The organism is Comamonas fluminis (genome assembly GCF_019186805.1).
Taxonomy (GTDB): domain Bacteria; phylum Pseudomonadota; class Gammaproteobacteria; order Burkholderiales; family Burkholderiaceae_C; genus Comamonas; species Comamonas fluminis.
Genome location: NZ_CP066783.1, coordinates 260748 through 275252, shown reverse-complemented (window position 1 = coordinate 275252; position 14505 = coordinate 260748). Strand labels below are relative to the sequence as shown.

Genomic DNA, 14505 nt, shown 5'->3' with positions numbered 1-14505 from the left:
CTTCGGCATCCGCACACCAGGTGCCCAGGGCAGCTGCTTTAACCCTGATTTGCGCTTGCCGCTACACTGGCTCTTCTTTCATCATCGCCTAGCTGCCGTGGACAAGCCTGCCGTGGACTTGCTGGCTCCGACTCCCAACGATATGGACGCAGTGCGCCAGATCTTCCAGGAGTACGCAGACAGCCTGAACATAGACCTGGAATTTCAAGGGTTCGAATCCGAAATCGCCGACCTCCCCGGCGAATATGCTGCACCTCGTGGCCAGATCCTGCTGGCCCATGTGGATGGAGCACTGGCGGGCTGCTGCGCTCTGCGCCCGCTCGATGATTGCGACTACCCCAATGCTGCCGAAATGAAGCGCCTGTTTGTGCGCAAGGCATTTCGCGGCTTTGGTCTGGGTCGTCATCTCGTCGAGTCCATACTGGATAGTGCTCGCCAGGCGGGCTACGACCATGTGCTGCTCGACACTCTTGATGACATGGAAGCCGCCCGCGCGCTTTATGTGGACCTGGGCTTCGAGTCCATCGAGCCTTACTATCACAACCCCTTGCCGGGTGCGCACTACCTCAAGGTAGATCTTTTCTAGGCACCATGAAAAACACCCGGCCAAAGACCGGGTGTTCGTGAATAGAGCGCTTTCGATCAACCCGAGGGCAAATCGTTGGAGCGCAGATACTCCAGCCCCGAAAGCCTCATGAGCGAACCTTCTGTGCCATTGACAGCATAGGACAGCGCATGGGTCAGGCTGTCTGCGAAATCACCGCGGTAGAGCTTTGAGCCCTGGTGGCTGAGGTTGGAGTTGCAGTCGATATACATCGACTCACCCATCCCGCTCCAGAGGCGACAGAAGCCGTAATCCTCCGAAAGATAGCGCCGGGTCTTGGGGTCCACCATCACATCGAAGAAGCGGTAGTGCAGGCCCTTGTCCTCAACGCCCACGCTGTCAGGCATGTACTGAAGCTCAGGATAGTGCTTCATCATGCGCTCGAACACATGACGCTTGATGACCATGAAGCCCGTGGGCGCCTCAGTCATGCGCATAAAGCCATCAGGCAGCACTTCCATGTTGATGTCGCCGGTTTCTTCCGAGGCATCCGCATTGACTGTGTAGCGCGCATAACGTGTGAGGATCTGCTCGGGCGTCATGCTCTTCACCTGAGCTTCATCGCCAGGCCAGCGTTCGGTCTTGAGCGGATAGACACCGGCAGCAATGTCATAGTCACTCAAGAGCAGACGCAATGCAGCCTGCGGCGAATATCCGATATCAGAGTCGATCCAGAACAAATGCGTCCAGTTAGGATTGGCCAGGAAATCAGCCACGCAATTGTTTCGCGCCCGAGTGATCAGGCTTTCACCGCGGTGCAGAAAAACGTCCAGCGGCATTCCGCACTCTCGTGCGGCGCTGGAGAAATTCAGCAGTGAAATCACATAGTTGTGAAAATATTTGCCATCATGACTGGGCGTCATCACGACTGGATGCATGCCCTTCAGTGCCGATATCTCCAGCATAGGCAGTCGCCCGTCAGGCTTTGGCTTGGGCCAGCATGGTGTCAGCGCCGCTGACTTCGAACTTGCCAGGGCCTTCCACGTTCAGGGTGGCAACCTTGCCGTCCTTGACCAGCATGGAGAAGCGGTTAGCGCGCAGGCCCAGACCCTTGCCGTTCAGATCCAGCGTCAGGCCCACAGCCTTGGCAAATGCAGCATCACCGTCAGCGATCATGCGCACCTTGCCGCCAACTTTCTGATCTCGGCCCCAGGCGCCCATCACAAAGGCGTCATTCACAGCCAGGCACCAGATTTCGTCAACGCCAGCAGCCTTGAGTTCTTCAGCCTTGGCTACATAGCCAGGCAGATGCTGCTCAGAGCAAGTGGGCGTGAATGCGCCGGGCACGGCAAACAGAGCCACGGTCTTGCCGGCCAGGGCTTCTGGCAGCTTCACGGGGTTGGGGCCAATGCTGCAGCCATTGCCTTCCACTTCCACGAACTCGGTCAGTGCGACTGCAGGCAATGTATCTCCAACTTTGATCATAAATTTCTCCTTGGTTGCGTCAGCATGGACCACCGGAATTGACAGCCCAAATAAAAAAAACGACCCACGCATTGTGGGTCGTTTTTAGAGGCATTGCAGCCGGGAAAGCCAGTTAGGCTTACACCAGAGCAGCCTTTTGCACCAAGCGGGTAGCAACCCAGTTCTTGGTCTTGGAGAGAGGACGGCTCTCGGTGATTTCAACCACGTCGCCCAGCTTGTACTCACCTTGCTCGTCGTGAGCGTGGTACTTGCTCGACTTGATCATGATCTTGTCGTAGATGGGGTGCTTGACGCGGCGTTCAACCAGAACGGTCACAGTCTTGGCACGCTTGTCGCTCACGACCTTGCCAACCAAGGTGCGCTTGAGGGATGTTTTAGCTTCCGTCATGTCGGCTCCTTACTTGGCGGCTTGCTTTTCAGCAAGGATGGTCTTGGCACGAGCGATGTCGCGGCGTGTAGCCTTGATGGTCGCAGTGTTGCCCAGTTGTTGCGTGGCCTTTTGCATGCGCAGACCAAAGTGAGCCTTTTGCAGGGACTTCACTTCAGCTTCCAGACCAGCCACGTCTTTTTGGCGGAGTTCAGCAGATTTCGTCATGTTGATCTCCTTAAGCACCAATGTGACGGGACACGAAGGTCGTGCGCAGAGGCAGCTTTGCAGCAGCCAGGCGGAACGCTTCACGGGCCAGCTCTTCAGGCACGCCTACGATTTCGTAGATCACCTTACCGGGCTGGATCTCGGCCACGTAGTACTCGGGGTTGCCCTTACCGTTACCCATACGCACTTCGGCGGGCTTGGTAGAGATTGGCTTGTCCGGGAACACGCGGATCCAGATACGACCACCACGCTTGACGTGACGGGAAATTGCACGACGTGCAGCTTCGATCTGGCGGGCCGTCAGACGGCCGCGGTCAGTGGACTTCAGGCCGAAGTCACCGAAAGCAACGGAGTTACCACGCGTTGCAATACCGGTGTTGCGACCCTTTTGCTCCTTGCGGTATTTGCGGCGAGCAGGTTGCAGCATCTTTATTCTCCTTTACCGTCCGCTGCAGCAGCGGGCGCGTCAGTCTTGCGAACGCGCTTAACGGAATCAGCACCAGCGCCAGCAGGCTTGTCGCTGCCATCGGCAGGAGCGGCGTTGGTACCAGCGGGACGACGACCACCGCGGCCTGCGCGATCGCCATCACGACGACCGTCGCGACGGGGACCACGAGGACGACGCTCGTCTTCAGGACGGGGCGTTTCCACGGCGGGCAGATCGTTACGGCCCAAGGTATCACCCTTGTAGACCCAGACCTTCACGCCGATGATGCCGTATGTCGTCTTGGCTTCGGAGAAGCCATAGTCGATGTCAGCACGCAGAGTGTGCAGAGGCACGCGGCCTTCGCGATACCACTCGGTACGAGCGATTTCGATGCCGTTCAGACGACCGGACGACATGATCTTGATGCCTTGAGCACCCAGACGCATGGCGTTCTGCATCGCACGCTTCATGGCGCGACGGAACATGATGCGCTTTTCCAGCTGCTGGCAGATGGAGTCAGCGATCAGCTTGGCATCGATTTCAGGCTTGCGCACTTCTTCGATGTTCACTGCGACAGGCACGCCCAGGCGAGTAGCGAGTTCCTTCTTCAGGTTCTCGATGTCTTCACCCTTCTTGCCGATCACCACACCTGGACGAGCCGAGAAAATGGTGATGCGGGCGTTCTTGGCAGGACGCTCGATCAGAACGCGAGCCACGGCGGCATTCTTCAGCTTGGCCTTCAGGTACTCGCGAACCTTGATGTCTTCAGCCAGCATGCCGGCGAAGTCACGGTTGCTTGCGTACCAGCGGCTTGCCCAGTTACGGCTGACCGCCAGACGGAAGCCGGTAGGATGGATTTTCTGTCCCATATTCTTCCTTAAGGCCTCAGTTACCGACTGTCACGTAGATGTGGCAGGTAGGCTTGCTGATGCGGTTGCCGCGGCCCTTGGCGCGAGCGGTAAAACGCTTGAGCGTGGTGCCTTGCTCAACGAAGATGGTCTTGACCTTCAATTCGTCGATGTCGGCGCCGTCATTGTGCTCGGCGTTGGCGATAGCGGATTCCAGAACCTTCTTCACGATCACAGCAGCTTTTTTCTGTGTGAAAGTCAGGATGTTCAGAGCTTGATCCACCTTCTTGCCGCGAATCAGATCCGCGACCAGGCGACCCTTGTCAACAGACAAGCGGACGCCACGGAGAACAGCACGTGTTTCAGACATGTTCTATTCCTTACTTCTTGGCTTTCTTGTCCGCGGGGTGACCCTTGAAGGTACGAGTCAGCGCGAATTCACCCAGCTTGTGGCCAACCATCTGGTCAGTCACATAAACCGGCACGTGTTGCTTGCCGTTGTGCACGGCAATGGTCAGACCGATGAACTCGGGCAGAACCATGGAGCGACGCGACCAGGTCTTCACTGGCTTCTTGTCCTTGGTGGCGATGGCCTTTTCGACCTTAGCCAGCAAGTGATGGTCAACAAACGGACCCTTTTTAAGAGAACGAGTCATTTGCTACCCCTTACTTTTTACGACGCGACACGATCATCGTCTGTGTGCGCTTGTTGTTACGGGTGCGGTAGCCCTTCGTCAGATTGCCCCATGGGTCAACTGGGTGACGACCTTCACCGGTCTTGCCTTCACCACCACCGTGCGGGTGGTCGACAGGGTTCATGACCGTACCGCGAACGGTAGGACGAATACCCATCCAACGCTTCACACCTGCCTTGCCCAGACGGCGCAGGCTGTGTTCTTCGTTGGCGACTTCACCGATAGTGGCACGGCACTCAATGTGCACCTTGCGGACTTCGCCCGAACGCATACGCACCTGAGCGTAGATGCCTTCGCGAGCCAGCAGAGTGGCAGAGGTACCAGCCGAGCGAGCGATCTGAGCACCAGCACCGATCTTCAGTTCGATGCAGTGGATGGTCGAGCCCACGGGGATGTTGCGGATAGGCAGGGTGTTGCCAACGCGGATAGGAGCTTCAGCACCACTGATGATGGTCGCGCCCACTTCCAGGTTGCGAGGAGCAATGACGTAGCGACGTTCGCCGTCTGCGTAGCACACCAGAGCGATGTGAGCAGTACGGTTAGGGTCGTATTCAATGCGCTCAACCTTGGCGGGGATACCGTCCTTGTTGCGCTTGAAGTCCACCACACGGTAGTGGTGCTTGTGACCACCGCCCTTGTGGCGAGTTGTGATGTGACCGTTGTTGTTACGACCGGCCTTCTGGAATTGTGCTTCCAGCAGGGGGGCGAAACCTTCACCCTTGTGCAGGTGGTCACGTGTGACCTTAACCGCGCCACGCTGGCCGGGGGTCGTAGGTTTGAGCTTGATAACAGCCATGATTACGCAGCCTCCCCAGACAGGTTCAGCTCTTGACCAGGCTTGAGCATCACGTATGCCTTGCGAACATTGTCGCGACGGCCAACGGTCTTGCCGAAACGCTTGGTTTTGCCCTTGGTGTTCACCACGGAAACGCCAGCCACTTCAACCTTGAACATCAATTCCACAGCGGCCTTGATTTCGGGCTTGGTAGCGTTCTGCAGCACCTTGAATGTCACAGCATTGGACTTTTCAGCAACCAGAGTGGCCTTTTCGGACACGATGGGAGCGACCAGCACTTGCATCAGACGACCTTCGTCAAACTTGGTAGTGCTCATGCGAACATCTCCTTGAGTTTGTCGATCGCACCCTTGGTGACGAGCACTTTCTTGTAGTGCACCAGAGACACGGGGTCTGCATAGCGCGGCTCAACCACGAACACGTTCTTCAGATTGCGGGAAGCCAGGTACAGGTTTTCGTCGATTTCATCGGCGATCACCAGAACCGACGTCGAAGCCACATTCATAGCCTTGAACTTGTCGGCCAAAACCTTGGTCTTGGGGGTATCCAGCTTCAGGGATTCCACAACTGCCAGACGGCCTTCGCGGGCCAGCTGAGACAGGATGGAAGCCATACCAGCGCGGTACATCTTCTTGTTGATCTTCTGCGCGAAGTTTTCTTCAGGCAGATTCGGGAAGATGCGACCGCCGCCACGCCACAGAGGCGAGGAGGACATACCAGCACGTGCACGACCAGTACCCTTTTGCTTGAAAGGCTTGGCAGTGGTGTGACGCACTTGTTCACGGTCCTTCTGGGCGCGAGTGCCTTGACGTGCGTTGGCACGGTAGGCAGTCACCAGCTGGTGGACCAGATCTTCGTTGAATTCACGACCGAACACAGTCTCGGGAGCTTCCACCTTGGAAGCTGCCTGGCCTTGTTCATTCAGGAGTTCGAGCTGCATTAGTTCGCTCCTTTGGAAGCTTTAGCCTTGATCGCGGGGCGCACGGAAACGAAGCCACCCTTGGCGCCAGGAATAGCACCCTTGATCAACAGCAGTTGGCGTGCTTCGTCGATACGAACCACGTCGAGATTTTGAGTAGTGACGGTTTCGTCGCCCATGTGGCCGGTCATACGCTTACCGGGGAACACGCGACCTGGGTCTTGTGCCATACCGATCGAGCCGGGGACATTGTGCGAACGGCTGTTACCGTGCGATGCGCGCTGCGACGAGAAGTTGTGACGCTTGATCGTGCCGGCGTAGCCCTTACCGATGGAAGTGCCTTGCACGTCCACCTTCTGGCCAACGCTGAACAGTTCGGCCACAGGCAGAACAGCACCAGCGGCATACTTGCCAGCGGTTTCATCGGTCACGCGGAATTCACGGGTCACTTCACCGGCTTCAACACCTGCCTTAGCGAGGTGGCCAGCTGCTGGCTTGGTCACGCGAGAAGCCTTGCGTGCACCGAAAGTGACCTGCAGGGCCACGTAGCCATCGTTCTCTTGGGTTTTGACCTGGGTAACGCGGTTGTTAGAAACATCCACCACTGTGACAGGCACTGCGTCCCCATCATCAGTGAACAGACGCATCATGCCCACCTTGCGACCCAGCAACCCCAGGGAGTTGCTCAGACTCATTTGTTTGCTCCAATACTTTTGCCGCTGAAACTGCAATTGGCCCAGCGTTGCTGCCTAGCCCTAAGGCTTGCCGCACAAAAGAAGGTTAATAAAACTTCGCATCAAAGGCGAAGCCCTAAAGTTTAACGCGAACTGCTTTTGCAAGCAAGTCCGCGTTAAACAAAGACCCTCAAAAGCCTCCGAGGATCACCTCAGAGGACTTCCAAAACTCTTATTGCAGTTTGATTTCGACGTCCACACCTGCGGGCAGGTCCAGCTTCATCAGAGCGTCAACTGTCTTGTCAGTCGGATCAACGATGTCCATCAGACGCTGGTGCGTACGGATTTCGAACTGGTCACGGCTGGTCTTGTTGACGTGAGGCGAACGCAGAATGTCGAAACGCTTCATGCGTGTTGGCAGGGGCACGGGACCCTTGACAATCGCGCCGGTGCGCTTGGCGGTGTCCACGATTTCGGCTGCAGACTGGTCGATCAGCTTGTAGTCAAATGCCTTCAGGCGGATACGGATTTTTTGCTTAGACATTGTTAATTCCTAGCTTTTCTAAGAATTAGGCAATGATCTTGGCAACCACACCGGCACCAACAGTACGACCACCTTCGCGGATAGCGAAGCGCAGACCTTCTTCCATAGCGATAGGAGCGATCAGCTTCACAGTGATCGACACGTTATCACCAGGCATCACCATTTCCTTGCCTTCTGGCAGTTCGATGGAGCCGGTCACGTCAGTTGTACGGAAGTAGAACTGAGGGCGGTAGTTGTTGAAGAAAGGAGTGTGGCGGCCGCCTTCGTCCTTGGACAGCACATACACTTCAGCGGTGAAGTGAGTGTGGGGCTTGATCGAACCGGGCTTGCACAGCACTTGGCCACGTTCCACGTCTTCACGCTTGGTGCCGCGCAGCAGCAGACCCACGTTGTCGCCAGCTTGACCTTGGTCCAGCAGCTTGCGGAACATTTCCACGCCAGTGACGGTAGTCTTGACGGTGTCCTTGATACCGACGATTTCGATTTCTTCGCCGACCTTGATGATGCCGCGCTCGATACGGCCAGTCACCACGGTACCACGACCGGAGATGGAGAACACGTCTTCCACAGGCATCACGAAGGCGCCGTCAACAGCACGCTCGGGAGTGGGGATGTATGTGTCCAGAGCTTCGGCCAGCTTCAGGATAGCAGGCTCGCCCTTGTCGGACTGGTCACCTTCCAGGGCCAGCTTAGCGGAGCCGCGGATGATAGGGGTGTCGTCGCCGGGGAAGTCGTACTTGGACAGCAGCTCGCGCACTTCCATTTCGACCAGTTCCAGCAGTTCTTCGTCGTCCACCATGTCAGCCTTGTTCAGGAAGACGATGATGTAAGGAACGCCCACCTGGCGGGACAGCAGGATGTGCTCGCGAGTCTGGGGCATGGGGCCGTCAGCAGCGGAGCAAACCAGGATAGCGCCGTCCATCTGAGCAGCACCGGTAATCATGTTCTTCACATAGTCAGCGTGACCGGGGCAGTCAACGTGAGCATAGTGACGAGCAGCGGTTTCGTACTCAACGTGCGAAGTGTTGATCGTGATACCACGGGCCTTTTCTTCAGGCGCGTTGTCGATCTGCGAGTAGTCCTTGGCTTCGCCGCCGAAGTGCTTGGACAGCACAGTAGCGATAGCAGCAGTCAGGGTGGTCTTGCCGTGGTCAACGTGACCGATGGTGCCCACGTTCACGTGGGGCTTGGTGCGCTCGAATTTTTCTTTTGCCATGATTTCTCCGAAAGAGCAAAAACCTGTGTGATGTTTAAGGTCTGCACCTCATTGCTGGATCGCCCCGCACAGGGACAGGACGGCATGGGATCGCAGACCGGCAAAATCGCGACAGCCCCCTTTCGGGAGCTGTCGCGATCAGAACCGGGGATTATGACCGATTCGTCAAAGCTGCGTCAATTACTTGGCGCGGGCTGCAACGATGGCTTCGGCCACGTTACGAGGAGCTTCAGCGTAGTGCTTGAACTCCATGGTGTAGCTGGCACGACCTTGAGTCATGGAGCGCAGCGAAGTGGCGTAGCCGAACATTTCGGACAGAGGCACTTCAGCCTTGATGGCCTTGCCGCCACCGACCATGTCGTCCATACCCTGCACCATGCCGCGACGCGAGGACAGATCGCCCATCACGGTACCGGCGTAGTCTTCGGGCGTTTCCACTTCCACAGCCATCATGGGTTCCAGGATGACGGGGTTGGCCTTCTTGGCAGCTTCCTTGAAACCGAAGATAGCGGCCATCTTGAACGCCATTTCGTTCGAGTCCACATCGTGGTACGAACCGAAGGTCAGAGTGACCTTCACGTCCACCACGGGGTAGCCAGCCAGCACGCCGGAAGTCAGGGCTTCGATCACACCCTTTTCCACTGCAGGGATGTATTCGCGAGGAACCACACCGCCCTTGATGGCGTCGACGAACTCGAAGCCCTTGCCGGCTTCTTGAGGTTCAACCGTGAACACCACGTGACCGTATTGGCCCTTACCACCGGACTGACGAACGAACTTGCCGTCCACGTCCTTGACCGTGCTGCGAATGGTTTCGCGGTAGGCAACCTGGGGCTTGCCCACGTTGGCTTCCACGTTGAATTCGCGCTTCATGCGGTCAACGATAATTTCCAGGTGCAGCTCGCCCATACCGGCGATGATGGTCTGACCGGATTCTTCGTCGGTACGCACGCGGAAGGAAGGATCTTCTGCAGCCAGACGCGACAGAGCGATACCCATCTTTTCCTGGTCGGACTTGGTCTTGGGTTCCACAGCCTGTGCAATCACAGGCTCAGGGAACACCATGCGCTCCAGCACGATAGGTGCAGAGATATCGCACAGGGTTTCACCAGTGGTCACGTCCTTCAGACCCACGCAGGAGGCAATGTCGCCAGCGCGCAGTTCTTCAATTTCGATACGCTCGTTAGCCATCATCTGAACGATACGGCCGATACGTTCCTTCTTGCCCTTGACCGAGTTCAGGACGGTGTCGCCCTTGGTCAGAACGCCGGAGTAAACGCGCACGAAAGTCAGCTGACCGACGAACGGGTCGGTCATCAGCTTGAATGCCAGAGCAGAGAACTTCTCGTTGTCGTCGGCCTTACGTGCCAGCTTCTTCTCTTCGTCATCGGGATCAGTACCGGTAACGTCAGGGATGTCCACAGGAGCGGGCAGATAGTCGATCACGGCGTCCAGCATGCGCTGAACACCCTTGTTCTTGAACGCAGTGCCGCACAGCATGGGCTGAATTTCGGTGGCCAGAGTACGGGTACGCACGCCGAGCTTCACTTCTTCTTCAGTCAGAGTACCTTCTTCCAGGTACTTGTTCATCAGCTCTTCAGAGGCTTCAGCAGCGGCTTCAACCAGGTTTTCACGCCACTTGTTGGCGGTTTCCACCAGCTCAGCAGGGATGTCCTGGTATTCGAACTTCATGCCCTGGGAAGCTTCGTCCCAGATGATGGCCTTCATCTTGACCAGATCGACCACGCCCTTGAAGTTGTCTTCAGCGCCGATTGGGATTACCACGGGCACAGGGTTCGCGTTCAGGCGAGTCTTCATGCCTTCATAGACCTTGAAGAAGTTGGCGCCAGTACGGTCCATCTTGTTCACGAAGGCCAGACGAGGCACCTTGTACTTGTTAGCTTGACGCCACACGGTTTCGGACTGGGGCTGCACGCCACCCACAGCGCAATAGACCATGCAAGCGCCGTCCAGCACGCGCATCGAGCGCTCAACTTCAATCGTGAAGTCAACGTGGCCGGGGGTGTCAATGATGTTGAAGCGGTGCTCGGGGTACGACAGATCCATACCCTTCCAGAAGCAGGTCACTGCAGCGGAAGTGATGGTGATACCACGCTCTTGCTCTTGTTCCATCCAGTCGGTGGTGGCAGCGCCGTCGTGCACTTCGCCCAGCTTGTGGGTCACACCGGTATAGAACAGGATACGTTCTGTGGTGGTTGTCTTACCTGCGTCAATGTGAGCGGAAATACCGATGTTGCGATAGCGCTCAATGGGGGTCTTGCGAGCCATGATGGATCCTTGCTTGATCGTATGGGAGTACTGCCGGCCCCGCATTGTGCGCAGGAGGCAGCAGCTCTATATGGGGGCGCTCAGAATCGACACAAGGCCGCAGCAAGTTGTTGCATGCGGCCCTGTATCTCGAGCGAGATTCCGATTAGAAGCGGAAGTGGCTGAATGCCTTGTTGGCTTCGGCCATACGGTGCACTTCGTCACGACGCTTCATGGCGCCGCCACGACCTTCCGTGGCTTCCAGCAGTTCGTTGGCCAGGCGTTGAGCCATGGACTTCTCACCGCGCTTGCGCGAAGCTTCCTTGATCCAGCGCATGGCCAGAGCCAGACGACGGACAGGGCGCACTTCCACTGGCACCTGGTAGTTAGCACCACCCACGCGGCGGGACTTCACTTCCACCATGGGCTTGACGTTGTTGATAGCAACCACGAAGGCTTCCAGAGGATCCTTGCCTGGGTGCTTCTTCTCGATCAGTTCCAGAGCGCCGTAAATGATGCGCTCAGCAACTGCCTTCTTGCCGCCTTCCATGATCACGTTCATGAATTTGGACAGCTCTACATTGCCGAACTTAGGATCCGGCAGGATTTCACGTTTGGGGACTTCGCGACGACGTGGCATTTTTTACCTCTATCTTTGCTTCAGTTGGCATCTTTTCAGATACCGCGAGAGCTATTCAAAACTCTCACTTACTCGACCCATGCAAACAATTTGCACTTCGGGTCACTACGTTTGACCGCGCCAGTCAGGCGAATCAAACACCGTTTATTTTCAAAAAACCAGGGCTGATTACTTAGCCTTAGGCTTCTTGGCACCGTACTTGGAGCGGGACTGCTTACGGTCCTTGACGCCTTGCAGGTCAAGAGAGCCGCGCACGATGTGGTAACGCACACCTGGCAAGTCCTTCACACGGCCGCCGCGAACCAGCACAACGCTGTGTTCTTGCAGGTTGTGGCCTTCACCGCCGATGTACGAAATCACTTCGAAACCGTTGGTCAGACGAACCTTGGCCACCTTACGCAGAGCCGAGTTAGGCTTCTTAGGAGTGGTGGTGTACACACGGGTGCACACGCCACGGCGTTGGGGGCAGTTTTCCATAGCAGGGCTCTTGGATTTAACAACTTCTACCGTGCGGCCCTGACGCACGAGTTGGTTAATGGTTGGCATTAATAAACGTCCCTAAACGTGAATTTTCTTCGTTTCCCTCGCTGGAAAACGAAAACGTGAATCCCTTCGGAAATTCCGAAAAGCCCTCGACTGTACCAGCTTGCAAAGATCAGCACAACTGCTGCCCTGCAATAGCCCCAGCCGGGCTGCCGAAAATTTCATCAGAGATGAGGCTCTGGCGCTGCGTGGCGCCAGAGCAAAAGACTTACTTGATCCAGAGGCGGATGGTGTCCCACAGACGGCCAAAGAAGCCTGCCTGCTCGACGGCCTCCAGCGCCACCAGCGGCACTTCAGCCACAGTGTCGGCGCCCATCTTCACCTTCAGGGTGCCCATGGACTGGCCCTTGGTGATGGGAGCGAGCAATGGGTCCTGGCGCACCACTTCGGTCGTGAGCTTGCCCCCGCTGCCAGCAGGCACAGTCACCACAATGGGGCCACCGGCACGGCCGATCTTGACGGCATTGGCAGCGCCCTTCCAGACGGCAGGCGTGGCCACGGGCTGGTCGGCATCGAACAGCTTGACGGCGTCATAGGCGGTATAGCCCCAGTTCAGCAGCTTCTGGCTTTCGTTGGCGCGGGCCTTTTCGCTGGCCGTACCCAGCACGATGGACAGCAGGCGGCGCTGGCCGACGTTGGGCAGATCGCGCTTGGCAGTGGCCACCAGGCAGTAGCCTGCGGCATTGGTGTGGCCGGTCTTCAGGCCATCCACCGTGGGGTCGCGGAACAGCAGCGCATTGCGGTTGTTGCCGTTCGATGCTGGGGTACCTGGGTAAGCGTAGTGCTTGGTGGCGTAGTAGTGCATGTACTCGGGGAAGTCATGCATCAGGCGCTGCGCCAGGATGGACAGGTCACGCGCCGTGGTCAGGTGGCCGGGTTCGGTCAGACCTTCGGGGTTCTTGTACGAGGTGTTCTTCATGCCCAGGGCCTTGGCCTGGTCATTCATCATCTTGACGAAGTTTTCGGCCGTGCCGCCCACCGCCTCGGCCAGCGCCATGGTGGCGTCGTTGCCGGACTGGATGATCATGCCGCTGACCAGGTCATTGACGGGCACTTGCATCTTGGGGTCGATGAACATGCGCGAGCCGGGCATCTTCCAGGCACGCTCGCTCACGGGCATCTTCTGCTCCAGCGTGATTTTCTTGGCACGCAGGGCATCGAACACCACATAGGCAGTCATCAGCTTGGTCAGCGATGCCTGCTCGACCGGAGCATCGACATCCTTGGCGCCCAGCACCTGACCGGCGGTGACATCCACCAGCAGGTAGTTACGGGCAGCAATTTCGGGAGGCACAGGGGCAGCCACCTGAGCCATGGCAAACACAGGCGCCACAGCGGCAGCAACGGCCAGAACACGCAGTGTGGAATAGATGGGCTTCATAAAGACGACTCTCGCTAAAGCAAAGGTAAGTGCGGTGATTTACCGCCAGAACGGCCAAAGCCAAGGATAGACCTTGGCTTGGCGCTATGAAAATAGGAAAAACCAAGACGCTGCGAAAGGTTCACGTTCGTCGTGGCAGTCTGTCCATGCAGATGCTTATTGGGATTGCAGGTGGCGCACCACCAGGCTCTTGAGCAGAGGCAATTGTCCGTGAAAGAAATGCCCGACTTGCGGGATCACGGTAACAGGCAGTATCTGCGGGCGCGCCCAGTTCATGACGGCGGACAGCTCCACGGTGTCATCCGCCTCGCCGTGAATGACCAGCGTTTTTTCATGCGCATCCGCAGGCACCGGGGCCACGTCGAAGCGGCTGGCGGCCGTGCCGACCAGCACCGCCTTCTGCACCCGGCCTTCAGGCCACAGCTGGGCCAGCGCATGGCTGGTGACAAACGCACCAAAGGAAAAACCTGCCAGGGCAATCGGGCCTTCGGGGGCAACCTGCTGCACCACGGCCAGCAGATCCTGCAGCTCGGCCTTGCCAGCGTCATATTCGCCGGCACTGGCACCTACGCCACGGAAATTGAAACGCACCGCTGTATAGCCCGCCTGCACAAAGGCCCGCGCCAGGGTCTGCACCACCTTGTTGTCCATGGTGCCGCCAAACAGCGGATGAGGGTGGGCAATGATGGCCACGCCTTTGGGGCTTTGCCCCTCGGCCAGCTGCGGCGCATCGCGCAGGGCTTCAATGGCACCAGCGCTGCCAGTCAAGGTCAGTCGTTCAGTCTGAGAATTCACTACGCTATCCTAGTTATAGCTACCAGCGCTTGCTGTTATTAGGCTGACACCTAAAAATACCTAAAGTTCCTCGAACAAGCACACCCCAACAAAGGGGCAGCGAGCAAGAGCCGCCTCGCAGCGATGCTGCCGTCC

At 57.4% G+C, this 14505-nt stretch carries 20 protein-coding genes; 1 reads left to right on the top strand and 19 read right to left on the bottom strand.

The genetic code is table 11. The annotated features are described in order from the left end of the window. Positions 1-97: 97 nt before the first annotated feature. Entirely contained in the window at positions 98-586 is a 489-nt protein-coding gene (locus JDW18_RS01560; RefSeq protein WP_218242026.1) for a GNAT family N-acetyltransferase, read from the top strand. Positions 587-642: 56 nt separating this feature from the next. Here the strand turns inward: JDW18_RS01560 and JDW18_RS01555 are convergent, their stop codons facing one another. The 19 genes from JDW18_RS01555 to JDW18_RS01465 form a co-directional block, all read right to left on the bottom strand. After that, the gene (locus JDW18_RS01555) at positions 643-1509 is read right to left on the bottom strand and encodes a hypothetical protein (RefSeq protein ID WP_218242025.1); all 867 of its coding nucleotides are present in this window, start codon (positions 1507-1509) and stop codon (positions 643-645) included. Positions 1510-1522: 13 nt separating this feature from the next. Beyond that, entirely contained in the window at positions 1523-2029 is a 507-nt protein-coding gene (locus JDW18_RS01550) for a peroxiredoxin (RefSeq protein WP_218242024.1), read from the bottom strand. 118 nt (positions 2030-2147) lie between these two features. Further along, entirely contained in the window at positions 2148-2417 is a 270-nt protein-coding gene (rpsQ, locus tag JDW18_RS01545) for a 30S ribosomal protein S17 (RefSeq protein WP_218242023.1), read from the bottom strand. 9 nt (positions 2418-2426) lie between these two features. Then, positions 2427-2624, bottom strand: a complete 198-nt coding sequence (gene rpmC, locus JDW18_RS01540; RefSeq protein WP_003059403.1) for a 50S ribosomal protein L29 — start codon at positions 2622-2624, stop codon at positions 2427-2429. A 10-nt stretch (positions 2625-2634) separates the two neighbouring features. Next, complete coding sequence (rplP, locus tag JDW18_RS01535) at positions 2635-3051, bottom strand: 50S ribosomal protein L16 (RefSeq protein WP_099739885.1); 417 nt, start codon at positions 3049-3051, stop codon at positions 2635-2637. Positions 3052-3053: 2 nt separating this feature from the next. Then, the gene (gene rpsC, locus JDW18_RS01530; protein WP_218242022.1) at positions 3054-3920 is read right to left on the bottom strand and encodes a 30S ribosomal protein S3; all 867 of its coding nucleotides are present in this window, start codon (positions 3918-3920) and stop codon (positions 3054-3056) included. Positions 3921-3936: 16 nt separating this feature from the next. After that, on the bottom strand, positions 3937-4269 hold the full coding sequence (gene rplV / locus JDW18_RS01525) for a 50S ribosomal protein L22 (protein ID WP_158388828.1): 333 nt from the start codon (positions 4267-4269) through the stop codon (positions 3937-3939). Positions 4270-4279: 10 nt separating this feature from the next. Further along, entirely contained in the window at positions 4280-4555 is a 276-nt protein-coding gene (gene rpsS / locus JDW18_RS01520; protein WP_003059413.1) for a 30S ribosomal protein S19, read from the bottom strand. A 10-nt stretch (positions 4556-4565) separates the two neighbouring features. Continuing rightward, positions 4566-5390 carry a 50S ribosomal protein L2 gene (gene rplB / locus JDW18_RS01515; protein WP_218242021.1) on the bottom strand — a complete coding sequence of 275 codons (825 nt, stop codon included), beginning with the start codon at positions 5388-5390 and terminating at the stop codon, positions 4566-4568. A gap of 2 nt (positions 5391-5392) precedes the next feature. Further along, positions 5393-5707: a 50S ribosomal protein L23 gene (gene rplW, locus JDW18_RS01510; protein WP_003059415.1), complete on the bottom strand. Its 315-nt coding sequence runs from the start codon at positions 5705-5707 to the stop codon at positions 5393-5395. Beyond that, complete coding sequence (rplD, locus tag JDW18_RS01505) at positions 5704-6330, bottom strand: 50S ribosomal protein L4 (protein ID WP_218242020.1); 627 nt, start codon at positions 6328-6330, stop codon at positions 5704-5706. The genes rplW and rplD overlap by 4 nt, the downstream gene beginning before the upstream one ends. After that, entirely contained in the window at positions 6330-7004 is a 675-nt protein-coding gene (rplC, locus tag JDW18_RS01500) for a 50S ribosomal protein L3 (RefSeq protein ID WP_218242019.1), read from the bottom strand. Before rplC ends, rplD begins: the two co-directional genes overlap by 1 nt. A 211-nt stretch (positions 7005-7215) precedes the next feature. After that, a complete protein-coding gene (rpsJ, locus tag JDW18_RS01495; RefSeq protein WP_003059431.1) occupies positions 7216-7527 on the bottom strand; it encodes a 30S ribosomal protein S10 in 312 nt (103 codons plus the stop codon). A 25-nt stretch (positions 7528-7552) separates the two neighbouring features. Further along, positions 7553-8743 (bottom strand): elongation factor Tu, encoded by a 1191-nt coding sequence (gene tuf / locus JDW18_RS01490; protein ID WP_218242018.1) that lies wholly within the window; start codon positions 8741-8743, stop codon positions 7553-7555. A gap of 180 nt (positions 8744-8923) precedes the next feature. Then, positions 8924-11032, bottom strand: a complete 2109-nt coding sequence (fusA, locus tag JDW18_RS01485; RefSeq protein WP_218242017.1) for an elongation factor G — start codon at positions 11030-11032, stop codon at positions 8924-8926. 145 nt (positions 11033-11177) lie between these two features. After that, positions 11178-11651, bottom strand: a complete 474-nt coding sequence (gene rpsG / locus JDW18_RS01480; protein WP_218242016.1) for a 30S ribosomal protein S7 — start codon at positions 11649-11651, stop codon at positions 11178-11180. 168 nt (positions 11652-11819) lie between these two features. Next, positions 11820-12197: a 30S ribosomal protein S12 gene (gene rpsL / locus JDW18_RS01475; RefSeq protein ID WP_012202325.1), complete on the bottom strand. Its 378-nt coding sequence runs from the start codon at positions 12195-12197 to the stop codon at positions 11820-11822. A 205-nt stretch (positions 12198-12402) separates the two neighbouring features. Further along, positions 12403-13575: a D-alanyl-D-alanine carboxypeptidase family protein gene (locus JDW18_RS01470; protein ID WP_218242015.1), complete on the bottom strand. Its 1173-nt coding sequence runs from the start codon at positions 13573-13575 to the stop codon at positions 12403-12405. A 156-nt stretch (positions 13576-13731) separates the two neighbouring features. Beyond that, positions 13732-14370 carry an alpha/beta hydrolase gene (locus JDW18_RS01465; RefSeq protein WP_218242014.1) on the bottom strand — a complete coding sequence of 213 codons (639 nt, stop codon included), beginning with the start codon at positions 14368-14370 and terminating at the stop codon, positions 13732-13734. Positions 14371-14505 lie beyond the last annotated feature (135 nt).

Coding starts and splice junctions, on each gene's coding strand:
- JDW18_RS01555 (WP_218242025.1), bottom strand. CDS start 1,509: ATGCTGGAGATATCGGCACTGAAGGGCATGCATCCAGTCGTGATGACG.
- JDW18_RS01550 (WP_218242024.1), bottom strand. CDS start 2,029: ATGATCAAAGTTGGAGATACATTGCCTGCAGTCGCACTGACCGAGTTC.
- rpsQ (WP_218242023.1), bottom strand. CDS start 2,417: ATGACGGAAGCTAAAACATCCCTCAAGCGCACCTTGGTTGGCAAGGTC.
- rpmC (WP_003059403.1), bottom strand. CDS start 2,624: ATGACGAAATCTGCTGAACTCCGCCAAAAAGACGTGGCTGGTCTGGAA.
- rplP (WP_099739885.1), bottom strand. CDS start 3,051: ATGCTGCAACCTGCTCGCCGCAAATACCGCAAGGAGCAAAAGGGTCGC.
- rpsC (WP_218242022.1), bottom strand. CDS start 3,920: ATGGGACAGAAAATCCATCCTACCGGCTTCCGTCTGGCGGTCAGCCGT.
- rplV (WP_158388828.1), bottom strand. CDS start 4,269: ATGTCTGAAACACGTGCTGTTCTCCGTGGCGTCCGCTTGTCTGTTGAC.
- rpsS (WP_003059413.1), bottom strand. CDS start 4,555: ATGACTCGTTCTCTTAAAAAGGGTCCGTTTGTTGACCATCACTTGCTG.
- rplB (WP_218242021.1), bottom strand. CDS start 5,390: ATGGCTGTTATCAAGCTCAAACCTACGACCCCCGGCCAGCGTGGCGCG.
- rplW (WP_003059415.1), bottom strand. CDS start 5,707: ATGAGCACTACCAAGTTTGACGAAGGTCGTCTGATGCAAGTGCTGGTC.
- rplD (WP_218242020.1), bottom strand. CDS start 6,330: ATGCAGCTCGAACTCCTGAATGAACAAGGCCAGGCAGCTTCCAAGGTG.
- rplC (WP_218242019.1), bottom strand. CDS start 7,004: ATGAGTCTGAGCAACTCCCTGGGGTTGCTGGGTCGCAAGGTGGGCATG.
- rpsJ (WP_003059431.1), bottom strand. CDS start 7,527: ATGTCTAAGCAAAAAATCCGTATCCGCCTGAAGGCATTTGACTACAAG.
- tuf (WP_218242018.1), bottom strand. CDS start 8,743: ATGGCAAAAGAAAAATTCGAGCGCACCAAGCCCCACGTGAACGTGGGC.
- fusA (WP_218242017.1), bottom strand. CDS start 11,032: ATGGCTCGCAAGACCCCCATTGAGCGCTATCGCAACATCGGTATTTCC.
- rpsG (WP_218242016.1), bottom strand. CDS start 11,651: ATGCCACGTCGTCGCGAAGTCCCCAAACGTGAAATCCTGCCGGATCCT.
- rpsL (WP_012202325.1), bottom strand. CDS start 12,197: ATGCCAACCATTAACCAACTCGTGCGTCAGGGCCGCACGGTAGAAGTT.
- JDW18_RS01470 (WP_218242015.1), bottom strand. CDS start 13,575: ATGAAGCCCATCTATTCCACACTGCGTGTTCTGGCCGTTGCTGCCGCT.